Source organism: Mycetocola spongiae (assembly GCF_020424085.1).
GTDB classification, from domain to species: domain Bacteria; phylum Actinomycetota; class Actinomycetes; order Actinomycetales; family Microbacteriaceae; genus Mycetocola; species Mycetocola spongiae.
The window spans coordinates 2,372,966-2,385,046 of the sequence record NZ_CP080203.1 but is presented as its reverse complement, the minus strand read 5'-3'; the positions used below and the strand labels follow the sequence as shown (position 1 = coordinate 2,385,046).

Below are 12,081 nucleotides of genomic sequence, written 5' to 3'. Positions count from 1 at the left end.
GTTTAGGCGTCCCCGAGGGCGATGACCACGTTGCCCGAGGCCACCACGGTGGACCCGTTGCGCAGCTCCACGGCAAAATCGGTGAGCGCCCCGAAGCCGGAGCCTCGGGTCGCGGAGATGCGCAGGCTATCGCCCGGGCGCACGAGCTCGCTGAAGCGGAACTTCTTCACCGCGGCCAGATAGCCGATGCGCGGCTCGGTCTGGGCGCTATCGCGGGAGAGGATGATGCCGCATAGCTGCGCGGCGGCCTCGATCATAAACACGCCGGGGTAGATGGGTTCCCCGGGGAAATGGCCCTGGAATACCGGATCGGAGATCGTGATATTTTTCAGGCCGATGCCGGATTTTCCGGGGATCAGCTCGGTCACGCCATCCAGCAGCACCATCGGGTGACGGTGCGGCAGGAGGGTCATCAGCTCGGCGGCCCCGAGGGTTTCGGGGGTACTCACTTGGCCTGCTCGCGCTCGATCAGGTCGCAGATCTTATTAATCGAACCAAAAACAAACTTCTCGTCATCGGTGATATACACCTCAAACTCCTCCTCCACGAGGCTGACGATTTCGAGGGTGTCCAGCGAGTCGAGTTCGAGTCCGCGGCCAAAGAGCGGCTGGTCATCCTCGATCTGGTCCCCGCTCACGGGAAGGTCAAGGCCCTCCGCGATCAGGCGCTTCAGGGTGCTATTCAGCTGCGTGCGGGCGGTGGCCCGCTCCAGGATCTGGGCGTGGGTAGTCATGATTTCCTTTTCTGGGTGGTTAGGCGGTCAGTCCGCCGTCTACGGCGAGAATCTGTCCGGTGATATAGGAGGCGGCGGGTCCGGAGAGGAAGGCCACCACGGAGGCGACCTCCGCGCTCTCGGCGACCCGGCCGAGGGGAATATGGGCGGTCATGGCCGCGCGGGCCTTGGCATCCATCGAGCGCAGCATGTCGGTATCGGTGAAGCCCGGGGCCACGGCGTTAACGCGGATGCCAAAGCCGGCGGCCTCCTTGGCGAAGGCCTGGACCATGGTGTGCAGCCCGCCCTTGCTCGCGCTGTAGTTCACCTGTCCGGCCTGGCCGCTGATGCCCGAGGTGGAGCCGATCATCACGATGCTGCCCCCGCCGCGGCGCATGGCCTTCACGGCCTCGCGCGCGATCAGGAAGGAGCCCGTGAGGTTGGTCGCGATCACGCTGTCCCAGCTGGCCAGCGACATCGTGGCGGCGAGCCCATCGGCGGTGATGCCGGAGCTGATCACCACGTCGGTGAGGGTGCCCAATTCGGTGCGCACGGCGCGGAAGGCCGAGCGGACCTCGGCCTCCTCGCGGACATCGGTGCGCAGGGCGATGGCCCGGCGACCCAGCGCCTCGATCTCGGAAACCACCTCAAGCGCGGCGTCCTCCGCCGAGTGATAGAGCACGGCCACATCGCGGCCCGCGGCGGCGAGGGCCAGCGCGCTGGCCCGGCCGATTCCGCGGCTACCGCCGGCCACCAGGGCGACGGGGGTGGGCGTGGGGTCGGTCATGATTTTCTCGCATTTCTGGCATAGGCATCGTCGATGGTGATCGGGGCTACCCCGGGAACCCCGCGGCGGCCGAGCCCAACGAGGGCGCGGCCGGGGCCAAATACCGCCCATTGCGGGGACTTCGCTGTGCGCTTCAGCACGCGGTCCCAGCGCACGGGCGAGCGCAGTCCCCCGCGCAGGTCCTCGCGCACCTGTTCCGGGCTGCCGGCGAGCTGCCCGCTGGCGCTGCCCAGATAGCCGCTGCGGCCGGGCTTAAAGGTGACCTCGTTAAGCAGCTGGGACCAGCCCGGCAGGATCGGGTCCATCAGCCGGGAGTGGAATCCGTGGCTCACGCGGAGCGGGCGCGAACGGGCCCCGAGGCGCTCATGGGCCACCGCAACCCCCTCGACCCGGCCCGAGAGCACCAGCTGCCGGTCGCCGTTATAGGCGGCCACATCCAGCCCACACTCCTCGGCGATGCGCAGGGTATCGCGGCGGTTCTGCACCGAACCCACGGCCACGGCCAGCATCGATCCGCGGCCCGGGGCCTGGGACATCAGCAGCCCGCGCGAGCGCGCGAGCCGGGTGCCCTCGGCGATGGTCAGCGCGCCACAGGCGATTGCGGCCGAGAGGGCGCCGATGCTGTGCCCACAAAAGGCCACGGTATCGCGCTCGCTTTCGCGCACGCGCTCATCCCATACTCGCCAGGCCGCCACGCTCACGGTGACGATGGCCAGCTGGGCGTTCTGGGTCTGCGCGAGATAGTCCTCGGATGTGCGCTCGCACAGCGCCACCACGTCTATTCCGGTGGATTCGGAGGCGATTTCATATACCTCCTGGGCCTCGGGAAAGGTTTCGCGCAGGGCGCGGCCCATGCCCAGGCTCTGGCTCCCCTGGCCGGGGAACTGGCCCACCTTGAGGATGGGGTGATTAGAAACTTCTCTGGTCATAGTTCACGTATCCTTCCAAAATTGTCATCGAATGCTCCGGCCGATTCGCCAGGAGCCGCACAGCACAAACACCACAAAGATTCCCGCCATGATGCCGAGGATCATCCCGTTGTTCAGGTCAAAATCGCCCACGCTCAGGCTGATGCCATAAAACTCGGACAGCTCCGTGATCGCCTCGGAGTGGCCATCCGCCAGGTCCTCCAGCGCGTTCGCCGTGAGCGGCTGGCGCATGAGGGCCGCCGATTGCGCAAACGGCAGCGCATTCATCACGTTGACCACGCCGCTGGGCAGCGTGCCCGCGGGGATATAGGCCCCCGCGAGAAAACCCACCACGGTGCCCACGATGGTGCTGAGCGCCGAGAAGGCCCCGTTGGAGCGGATGAATGTCACGATAAAGCTGGACAGCGCCGAGAAGGCCGCGGCCGAGAGCGCGATATAGCCCAGGAGGGTCAGGGCCTGCACGGCGTTCATGAGCGGTTCGCCGCGGATCGCGAGATATACCTGCCCCACGATCGCCACAAAGATGGTCATGACGAGTGCCACCACAAAGCTCGCGATCAGATAGCCGAGGATCAGGTGCGAGCGCCGAATCGGGGAGACCAGGAAATCCCGGAAGCGCCCGGTGGAGCGGTCCTCCACGAAGATGCCAATCGCGGCGAGTCCCGTGGTGAGCGAGGTGATCATGATGATTCCCGCGAAGACCCAGGAGTTCACAAACGCACTGATCTGCTCATCGCTGGCCCCGGGCACGGCCTCGCGCAGGTTCAGCACCTGGAGGTTACCGAGGAACAGGGCGTAGAGCGCGATCAGGATCAGCGCCGAGAGCAGGGAGAAAAATACCTGGGTGCGGTCGCGGAAAAACAGGCGCAGGTTACGCATGGCCAGCAGATAGACGGTCATTCGGTGACTCCCGTTCCGGTCAGCGCCAGGAAAACGTCGTCCATCGTGCCGTGGCGGAATTCAAAATCGGCGACGTCCTCGCCCAGCGCCGCCAGGATATGGCGGGACTGCATGCTGTTTTCGACGGTGATGCGCAGCACCTCGCCGGCCTCGCACTCCATTCCCCAGGAGGCCAGGGCGGCCGTGATGCGCTCGGTGCTGCCGGGCACGGGGGTGATCGAGAGGATGCTGCGGCTATATTCGCGGCGCAGCTGCCCGGGGGTGCCCTCCGCGACGATTTCGCCGCGGTCGATCACGCAGACCCGATCGGCCTCCTCCGTCTCCTCCATATAGTGCGTGGTGAGAAAAACGGTGAGTCCCACGTTTTTATTCAGCGCGTGGATCGTGGTCCAGACCTGTTCCCGGCTCTGCGGGTCCAGGCCCGCGGTGGGCTCATCCAGGAAGAGAATGCGCGGGCGATGCACGAGCGCACGGGCGATATCGGCGCGCCGTTTTTGCCCGCCCGAGAGCTGCCCATAGGGCCGGTCGAGGAAGTCGTCCAGGGCCACGAGGCCGGAGAGTTCGGCGATGCGTTCGCGCCGTTCGCGCCCGGAGATTCCATAAAATCCGGCGCGCACGGTGAGGTTTTCGCGCACGGTGAGTTCGGAGTCGAGGATCGACTGCTGGAAGACCACGCCGATCTGGTGGCGGATCGCGGTATCGTCGCGGCCCACGGTCAGGCCCGCGACGAGGATGGTTCCGCCGTCGAAGGGTGTGACGGTGGTGATGCAGGAGATGGTGGTGCTTTTCCCCGCACCGTTGGTCCCGAGGAACGCAAAGATGGATCCCTCGGCCACCTCAAAGGAGAGGTCTCGAACGGCACGGACCCGTCCGTAGCGTTTCTTTAAATTGGCGACACTAATCCCCACGCGTCATTCCTCTAACTGTTCTGGGGGTGCCGTCGCCAATTAATCCCCACGATATGGGGTCGATCGGGTCGGGGCACCACGGTTTTGGATGCCCCTAGCGCACCCAAAATCAGGTCTTATCGACGCGCCGGAATTCCCCAATCGGCCCCCGCTTCGGGGTCGGACGGAACGATCCCAGCATCGCCCAGACACACACTACCCCCCGGTCGAGGGCCGTTTTTCAAACCCATTGTTTTTGTTTGAAAGGGGGCCCGGGTTTGGGATCGGCACCGCCGATTTTGGGTGGTTTTCTGGCGGGATTTCGGGCGCGCTTTTCGACCGCGACGGGCGAGAGCACCACGGCGGAAGGCCCCGAAATCCTTGGAAAGACGTGGGAATCCAGTTCGGAATTTTGGAGAGAGCGGGGCAAAAAGACTATTGTTCACGAGTCGCGAGGGCGTTTGCCCCCCTAAGCGCCACGGGGCGGGGCCATTTCGGACATTGCGCGGGATCCGCCGCGCGAAAACGGAGACGCGACAGCCGCAAGTCACGATATAGCGCGATATATTGACGGAACCGATATCGAGATATATCGTGTTTTAAATCAACCGCAGTGAAAGGGGGCCCGCGTGGCTCAGGAGGAATGGGTGGTGCCCTCGGGGCAGACCCGCGTGATCGATATCGAAACGGTGCGCCGGCTGCGCATCAGCCTCGTGGGCGGGCAGATCGACGTGATCGGCCACGATGACCCCGGTACGCGCGTCGAGGTGCACTCGGTGCGCGGCCGCGATCTGCGCATCACCCTGGACGGCGATTCGCTCGAGGTGGACCATATGCGGCTGGGCTGGTCGAGCCTCATGGATATCGCCCGCTTCCTCGGTCCGGATACCGCGCGCGCCCGCATCAGCATCCTCGTCCCGCGCCACACGGCCCTGAACCTCGGCACCGTCACCGCGGATGTCCTGGCCTCGGGCCTGATCGGTTCCGCCCGGATTAATACCGTGAGCGGGGAGATCCAGGTCGAATCGCACCGCGGCGATGTGGCTGCCCGCGCGGTCTCGGGCGAGATCGGCGTGAGCGATCATCACGGCCCGCTGCATACCCAGACCGTCTCGGGCGAGATCACCGCCTCGGGGGCCATCTCCCCGTTTGACTCCGAGACGGCCTCGGGCAAGACCTTCCTGGATATCACCGGCCCCGCCGGGCATATCGCCACCAAAACGGTGAGCGGGCACAGCACCGTGCGCGTGGACGGCGATCTTGGCGTGCACTATGCGCTGAACTCGGTCAGCGGAAAGGTCAGTATCGACGGCCAGGTCGGCGATCTGCGCACGGGACAGCTCCCCGGCGGGGGCGAGACGGTCGAGATTACGGCCAATTCCGTCTCCGGCAGCCTCACGATCCTGCGCCGCGGCACGGCGGATGCCTCGTGACCCCGGTTTTCCCGCACGGCGGGCTGCGCCTCTACCTCCTGCACCTGCTCGATGAGCAGCCCCGGCACGGCTATGAGCTCATCCGGGAGCTGAGCACACGCTTCGGCGGAACGTATTCGCCCAGCGCCGGCACCGTCTATCCGCGCCTCTCCAAGCTCGAGAGCGAGGGCCTGGTCTCGCGCAGCACCGAGGGCCGCAAGACGGTTTATACAATCACCCCGGCCGGGCGCGAGGAGCTGCGGGCCCGCGGTCCCGAGCTCGAAAAAATCGAGCACGGCGTCACGGAGAGCATCCGCGCCCTGGCCGATGGTGTGCGGGTCGAGGTGGCGGGCGCCATGAAAACGCTGCGCGCCGATCTGGCCGCCGCCGCGCGCGAGGCCCGGGCCGGCGCGACGCGTCCCCCCGCGGCACCCGCCGCCCCGGCCCCGGAGGCTCCCGCCGATCCGGCGCCGGATGCCCGGGCCAACGCCGTGCCCGAGTGGTTCCTCTCCGCTGGCGAGGCCGCTGATGACCCGGGGCCCGCACCCGCCGCCGGACCCCGGGATTCCCGGGCCCTGCTGCGCGAGGCCGAGCTGCTGATCAACGGGTTCCGCCAGGAGGCGCGCCGCGAGCTCCGGCGCGGTGCCGCGGCGGGCACCCTGAGCGCGGAGGTGGTAGCCACCCTGCGCGATGGCCTCGCGGCCCTGCGTCGCGGGCTCTAACCCGCGAGAAACCCCAGGGCATAGCCCAGGCCCGCGGCCAGGACGCAGGCCGCGAGGCCACCCAGCCCATTGCCGAGGGCCGCCAGCGGGCGGCCCTCGCGCAGCAGCCGCACGCTATCCACACTCGTGGTGCTGAAGGTTGTATACCCACCGAGGAATCCCACCCCCGCAATGAGGAGCCAGGGCGAGGGCAGCGCGGCGGCGGCCGCGAGCCCCACGAGCACCCCCAGCGCAAGCGATCCCGAGGCATTCACCAGCAGGATGCCCCACGGCATCCGCTCGCCAAGGAGCGCGCGCAACCGGAGGTCCAGCACATAGCGCGTCGCCGCGCCGAGCCCACCGGCCAGCGCGATCCCCGCGAGCAGCAGCGGGCTCATGCCCGCCCCCGCTTCCGCGCGAGGCGCGCACCCAGGAGGATGCCCAGCCAGGCCGCCACCGCGCCACACAGGACCGAGCCGAGCGCATAGGCGAGCGCTGCCAGCGGGCGGCCCAGCGTGAGCAGGTGCACCGTATCCACGGCGAGGGCACTAAAGGTGGTGAAGCCCCCCAGGACGCCCGTGCCCAGCAGGAGCCGGAGGGTGCGCGAGCGCGGGGACTCGGCCTCGCCCGGGCGCGGGATGAGGGCCTCCAGCAGCAGGCCCAGGGCAAATGCGCCGCTAATATTTATCAGGATGGTGATCCAGGCGAGCCCATCCGAGGCCGGAAAAGCCTCGCCCAGCAGCGCGCGGGCGGCGACGCCAAGCGTGCCCCCCAGGAAGACCAGGGCCACGGTATGCAGTGGCGGGAATGCACGGATGGGCATCATCTACGCGCCTCCTCGTGGCTTGCGGTCGCGAACCACTATATTCAAAGTATGGGCAGCCGACCTGGAGCCCGCGCCGGAGTACCGCTCCCGGGCAGCCGCATCCCGCGGCGTGGCCGAGATTCACCCCACATCATGCTACGATCAAGGTTAGTCTTTATCGTTCCCTGGTTGGTGAAACCATCGGGCGGAGTTCTCCGTTCGACAAACTGATTCGTGAGGGGGTCTCGCATGGGGCGCGGCCGTCAAAAGGCAAAGCACACCAAGATCGCTCGTGAGCTGAAATCATTCAGCCCCGAGGTCAATTATGATGCGCTTGAGCGTGAGCTCACCGGACATGAGCCCGGTGATCATTACGACGCCGAAATTTCTAAATGGGCAGAATATGCCGACGACTACGAGGGTGAAACCAAGCACGCATAGCGCGCCGGTTTCACCGCCTCAAAACGCTCGATCCCGATGACGGGTCGGGCGTTTTGCGTTTAAGTCGCGGGATGGATCGGGCGCCGACACGCGGCCAATCGCGGCCGGGCCGAACCGCAGTCTCACAAAAAGATAACGTTCCTGACCCTCTTTATGGGGTGCCCGCCAGGGGGTAAAAGCCATCCCCGATCCACCCGGGCGATCCCCGTGTTTCCGCGTCGGAAGCGCCCATTAATCGTGTCATCACGAGACAGCGCCGATACCCCTCTCCGGTACGGAATCACGCGCGCACCCACCGCCGTTTTGGCCCGGGGCACCCGCACGCGCCACCCGCAATAATGCTACGTTGCTTAGGTAACCCTTGCCTTACTGATGCCGCGACTTTCTGTGTTCCGCGGCGGGGGCTCAACCACAGCAAAGGAGATCTCACACTCATGACGTCTACGATTCGGCGCTCCCTCCTGGGGGCCACCGCGCTCCTCGCGGCACTTGCCCTGGCCGGCTGCTCCACCGCCAGCACCCCGGAAAAATCGGGCGAGGCCGCCTCCACCATCACCGTGAAGGCCGCCAACGGGTCGATCGAGGTTCCGGTGAACCCCCAGAAGGTCGTGGCGCTGGATAACACCTCCTTCGAAACGCTGCGCGACTGGGGCATCACCCCCGTGGCCGTCCCCAAGCCGCTCCTGCCCAAGAAGGGCTATGAGGAGTGGATCAATAATAAAGACATCGTGGATATCGGCAATCACCGCGAGCCCGATCTTGAGGCCCTGTCCGCCGTGGACGCCGACCTCGTGATCGGCGGCTATCGCTTCGGCGAGTACACCGAAAAGATCACCGAAATGGGCATCGCCCCGGTCATCGATATCTCCGCCGATCAGGATGCCGCGGGCGGCTGGACGGGGTCCCTCAAGACCCAGACCACCACGCTCGGCGAGATCTTCGATAAGAAGGATAAGGCCGCCGAAACGGTCAAGACCTTCGAGGCCGCCGAGAAGAAGGCAGGCGATGCCACCTCGGGCGAGAGCGTTTTCCTCGGCGTGGTCTCGGGCGGCAAGCTGGATAACGGCGCCAAGCGCATCGGCCACCTGCTGGAGCCGCTGAACCTCAAGGATGTATTTGCCGGCGAGGGCGGGGATGTGCACGGCGACTCCGGGCTCGCCCCCGAGACCATCGCCCAGGCCAATCCCGACTGGGTCATCGTGATGGACCGCGACGCGGCCGTGGGCGGAAAGGATGTCTCCCCCGCCAAGCAGATCATCGATGCGCAGGAGGCGTTTGCAAATACCACGTTTGCGCAGAAGGGCCACGTCATCTACCTCGACCCGTTCTTCTACACCCGCGAGGGTATCCAGTCCTATACCGAGGCCTTTGACCAGATCGCCGAGGCGTTCACCAAGGGCTAGCCCCTCCGCCCCGCGGCCGTGCCCTCCCCGAGCGGGGGCGCGGCCGCGGCCAGTCCCCCACCCAGCCCATCCCGGGAGAGTATGTTTCGCCTTCGCCGCACCGTTGTCCTTCCGCTGCTTATTGCACTCACGGTGGCCCTGATCATCACCTCGCTGCTTGTGGGCGGCTATGACATCACGCTTGCCAATCTGTTCACCGATCCCGATGCCCGGGAGATGTTTTTTATCTCCCGCATCCCGCGCACCCTCGCGCTCATTTTTGCCGCCGTGGCGATGAGCGTATGCGGCGTCATCATGCAGGCCATCACCCAGAATAAATTTGTGGAGCCCACCACCGTGGGCTCCAGCCAGTGGGCGGGTCTGGGCATCCTCGTGATGCTGATCCTCGCCCCCAATGCCGCCCCCATGCCGCGCATGATCGTGGCGAGCGTTTTTGCGTTTATCGGCACGATGCTGTTCATGTTTGTGCTGCGCCGGATCCCGCTGCGCTCCTCGATGGTGGTGCCGCTTGTGGGCATCATGCTGGGCGCCGTGGTGGGCGCGATCACCACGTTTATCGCGGGCCAGTTTAACCTCCTTCAGTCCATGTCCTCCTGGGCCTCGGGGGGCTTCAGCGGCATCGTGCGCGGGTTCTATGAGCCGCTCTGGGCCACGGTGATCGTGGCGATACTCGCGTTTTTCCTCGCCAATCGCTTCACCGTCGCGGGCCTCGGCCGCGACCTCGCCACCAATATCGGGCTCAATTATGAGCGCACGGTCCTGATCGGGATCCTGATGGTGGCACTGGCCACGGGCGTGACCAGTGTGGTGGTGGGTTTTATCCCGTTCCTGGGCCTGGTGGTACCCAATATCGTCTCGATGCTGCTCGGCGATGACCTGCGCCGCAACCTGCCCTGGGTCGCGGTGGTGGGCATCTGCTTCCTGCTGGCCTGCGATCTGATCGGGCGCGTGATCGTGGCCCCGATGGAGATCCCCGCCTCGGTGATCCTGGGCTTTATCGGTGCGGCCGTGTTTATCGGCCTTGTTCTTCGGCAGCAGCGTCGTGTCGGCGCCTAGCCCGCGCGCGGCGCGCCCGCTGCTGCGCCTCGGGATCGTCGCTCTCATCGCGGCGCTGGTGGTGGCCGGCTTCCTCCTGCTGATGATTCGCGGCTCGTTCTCCTATAGCCTCGGCGTGCGATCGACGATGCTCGGGGCCATGATCATCGCCGCGTTCACCCAGGGCGTGGGCACCGTGATCTTCCATACGATCACCCAGAACCGCATCCTCACGCCCTCGATCATCGGCTTTGACTCGATGTATACGCTCATGCAAACGCTGATGGTCTTTTTCTTCGGCGGCACCGTGATCTCCAATACCGAGGGCATCCCCAAGCTGCTCGCGCAGACGCTGCTGATGGTGATATTTGCCACGCTGCTCTACCGCTGGCTCTTCTCCGGAAAATTTGGCAGCCTCTATCTGCTGCTCCTGGTGGGCGTGGTGATCGGTATGGCGTTTTCCAGCCTGTCGGTTTTCCTGCAACGCCTGCTGTCCCCCACCGAATTTGATCTGCTCTCGGTGAAGCTTTTTGGCCGGATCTCGGCGGTGAATCCCGAGTATCTGCCGCTGGCCTTTGGCATCTGCGCGCTGATTGGCCTCGTGATCTGGCGGCGCCGGCATCGCCTCGACGTGCTCCTGCTGGGGCGCGATGCCGCCACGGCCGTGGGGGTCAATCATCGGCGCGAGCTCACGATCATGCTGATGCTGATCGCGGTTATGGTGTCCTTCTCCACCGCCCTGGTGGGGCCAATGACCTTTTTTGGGTTTATTGTGGCGACACTCGCCTACCAGGTTACCGGCTCTCATCGCCACCAATACGTGCTGCCGATGGCCTTCCTCCTGGGGATCATCACGCTCGCGGGTGGCCAGTTCATTCTGCAAAATATCTTCTACGCCGGCGGCTTCCTGACCGTGATCATCGAGTTCGTGGGCGGCATCCTCTTCCTGGTCCTCCTGCTTCGAAAGGGCACCCCGTGATCGAATTCTCCGACGTCCTGAAAAGCTATCCGGGTGGCACCGTGCTGGGCCCGGTCTCCGGGAGCATAGCCGAGGGCGGAATCACCTCCCTGGTCGGCCCCAATGGCGCGGGCAAGTCCACGCTCCTGACCATCATCGGCCGCCTGCTGGAGCCCACCGCGGGCACCGTGAGCGTGGCCGGGATCCCCGTGATCGCCGCGCGCTCGGAGGAGCTGGCGCGCCATCTCTCGATCCTGCGCCAGGAGAACCACATCACGGCGCGCCTCAGCGTGCGCGATCTGGTGGGGTTTGGCCGCTTCCCATATTCGCGCGGGCGGCTGCGCCCCGAGGATCACGAGGCGGTGAATCGCGCGCTGGAGTTTTTAAACCTCGTGCCGCTCGCGGATCGTTTCCTCGATCAGCTCTCGGGCGGCCAGCGCCAGCGGGCGTTTGTGGCGATGGTCCTCGCCCAGGACACCCGCTACGTGCTGCTTGACGAGCCCCTGAATAACCTCGATATGAAACACGCGGTGCTCATGATGCGGCAGCTGCGCCGCGCTGCCGATGAGCTGGGGAAAACCATCGTGCTGATCATCCACGACGTGAACTTCGCCGCGGCCTATTCGGATCGGATCATCGCGCTGCGCGATGGGCTGATCAGCCACTCCGGGACGGCAGCCGAGATCATGCGCTCGGAGATCCTCAGCGATGTTTTTGATACGCCCGTGCGTGTGCACAGCATCGACGGCCAGCTCACCGCGGTTTATGCCCGCTAGGGTCGCGGGGAGATCCGGCGCACGCGGCGCACCGTCATCCACACCAGGAGCGCGATGAAGAGGATCGCCCAGATTCCCGCGCCGGAGAGGAGCAGGCGCGAGGCCAGGAGCGCGCGCTCATCCACCACATTGGTGCCGGCGATCACGTCCGAGAGGATCTCTCCCGCGCGCCGCCCGCGGGTCTGCACCCGCTCGGTGGCGCGCAGGGCCAGCACACCGCCGGAGATTCCGAGGCCCGCCAGGAGCACCAGGCCGAGGCCAAAAAAGCGGTTGATGGCGGGGGTCCAGAGCGGCGGGTGCGGTGCGGGAGAGGTCACACCACAGAATAACCCTTG

General features: G+C 65.8%; 16 protein-coding genes. 7 read left to right on the top strand and 9 right to left on the bottom strand.

From position 1 onward, the window contains the following. Positions 1–2 precede the first annotated feature (2 nt). The 6 genes from fabZ to KXZ72_RS10900 are packed head-to-tail and all read right to left on the bottom strand — an operon-like array spanning position 3 to position 4,164. Positions 3–449 (bottom strand): 3-hydroxyacyl-ACP dehydratase FabZ, encoded by a 447-nt coding sequence (fabZ, locus tag KXZ72_RS10925; protein WP_226080962.1) that lies wholly within the window; start codon positions 447–449, stop codon positions 3–5. Continuing rightward, entirely contained in the window at positions 446–733 is a 288-nt protein-coding gene (locus KXZ72_RS10920) for an acyl carrier protein (RefSeq protein WP_226080961.1), read from the bottom strand. The genes fabZ and KXZ72_RS10920 overlap by 4 nt, the downstream gene beginning before the upstream one ends. A 19-nt stretch (positions 734–752) precedes the next feature. Further along, positions 753–1,499 (bottom strand): SDR family oxidoreductase, encoded by a 747-nt coding sequence (locus KXZ72_RS10915; RefSeq protein ID WP_226080960.1) that lies wholly within the window; start codon positions 1,497–1,499, stop codon positions 753–755. Then, entirely contained in the window at positions 1,496–2,428 is a 933-nt protein-coding gene (locus KXZ72_RS10910; RefSeq protein WP_226080959.1) for an ACP S-malonyltransferase, read from the bottom strand. The genes KXZ72_RS10915 and KXZ72_RS10910 overlap by 4 nt, the downstream gene beginning before the upstream one ends. A 24-nt stretch (positions 2,429–2,452) precedes the next feature. Beyond that, positions 2,453–3,328 (bottom strand): ABC transporter permease, encoded by an 876-nt coding sequence (locus KXZ72_RS10905; RefSeq protein WP_226080958.1) that lies wholly within the window; start codon positions 3,326–3,328, stop codon positions 2,453–2,455. Beyond that, positions 3,325–4,164, bottom strand: a complete 840-nt coding sequence (locus tag KXZ72_RS10900; RefSeq protein WP_264159364.1) for an ABC transporter ATP-binding protein — start codon at positions 4,162–4,164, stop codon at positions 3,325–3,327. Before KXZ72_RS10900 ends, KXZ72_RS10905 begins: the two co-directional genes overlap by 4 nt. A gap of 680 nt (positions 4,165–4,844) precedes the next feature. Between KXZ72_RS10900 and KXZ72_RS10895 the strand changes: the two genes are divergently transcribed. Together KXZ72_RS10895 and KXZ72_RS10890 are read left to right on the top strand one after the other, a co-directional pair. Next, positions 4,845–5,648: a DUF4097 family beta strand repeat-containing protein gene (locus KXZ72_RS10895; protein ID WP_226080956.1), complete on the top strand. Its 804-nt coding sequence runs from the start codon at positions 4,845–4,847 to the stop codon at positions 5,646–5,648. Next, positions 5,645–6,349, top strand: a complete 705-nt coding sequence (locus KXZ72_RS10890; RefSeq protein ID WP_226080955.1) for a PadR family transcriptional regulator — start codon at positions 5,645–5,647, stop codon at positions 6,347–6,349. The genes KXZ72_RS10895 and KXZ72_RS10890 overlap by 4 nt, the downstream gene beginning before the upstream one ends. Here the strand turns inward: KXZ72_RS10890 and crcB are convergent. Next, the gene (gene crcB / locus KXZ72_RS10885) at positions 6,346–6,726 is read right to left on the bottom strand and encodes a fluoride efflux transporter CrcB (protein WP_226080954.1); all 381 of its coding nucleotides are present in this window, start codon (positions 6,724–6,726) and stop codon (positions 6,346–6,348) included. The genes KXZ72_RS10890 and crcB overlap by 4 nt on opposite strands. Next, entirely contained in the window at positions 6,723–7,154 is a 432-nt protein-coding gene (locus KXZ72_RS10880) for a fluoride efflux transporter FluC (protein WP_226080953.1), read from the bottom strand. The genes crcB and KXZ72_RS10880 overlap by 4 nt, the downstream gene beginning before the upstream one ends. Positions 7,155–7,382: 228 nt before the next feature. Between KXZ72_RS10880 and KXZ72_RS10875 the strand changes: the two genes are divergently transcribed. The 5 genes from KXZ72_RS10875 (at position 7,383) to KXZ72_RS10855 (ending at position 11,746) form a co-directional block, all read left to right on the top strand. After that, positions 7,383–7,574, top strand: a complete 192-nt coding sequence (locus tag KXZ72_RS10875) for a DUF3073 domain-containing protein (RefSeq protein ID WP_226080952.1) — start codon at positions 7,383–7,385, stop codon at positions 7,572–7,574. Positions 7,575–8,008: 434 nt separating this feature from the next. Continuing rightward, positions 8,009–8,977: a siderophore ABC transporter substrate-binding protein gene (locus tag KXZ72_RS10870; protein WP_226080951.1), complete on the top strand. Its 969-nt coding sequence runs from the start codon at positions 8,009–8,011 to the stop codon at positions 8,975–8,977. Between the two features lie 81 nt (positions 8,978–9,058). Then, on the top strand, positions 9,059–10,033 hold the full coding sequence (locus tag KXZ72_RS10865; protein ID WP_226080950.1) for an ABC transporter permease: 975 nt from the start codon (positions 9,059–9,061) through the stop codon (positions 10,031–10,033). Then, entirely contained in the window at positions 10,020–10,991 is a 972-nt protein-coding gene (locus KXZ72_RS10860; RefSeq protein WP_226080949.1) for an iron chelate uptake ABC transporter family permease subunit, read from the top strand. Before KXZ72_RS10865 ends, KXZ72_RS10860 begins: the two co-directional genes overlap by 14 nt. Continuing rightward, entirely contained in the window at positions 10,988–11,746 is a 759-nt protein-coding gene (locus KXZ72_RS10855; protein ID WP_226080948.1) for an iron ABC transporter ATP-binding protein, read from the top strand. Before KXZ72_RS10860 ends, KXZ72_RS10855 begins: the two co-directional genes overlap by 4 nt. Here the strand turns inward: KXZ72_RS10855 and KXZ72_RS10850 are convergent. Beyond that, positions 11,743–12,063 (bottom strand): hypothetical protein, encoded by a 321-nt coding sequence (locus KXZ72_RS10850; protein ID WP_226080947.1) that lies wholly within the window; start codon positions 12,061–12,063, stop codon positions 11,743–11,745. The two genes, KXZ72_RS10855 and KXZ72_RS10850, sit on opposite strands and share 4 nt — an antisense overlap. Positions 12,064–12,081 lie beyond the last annotated feature (18 nt).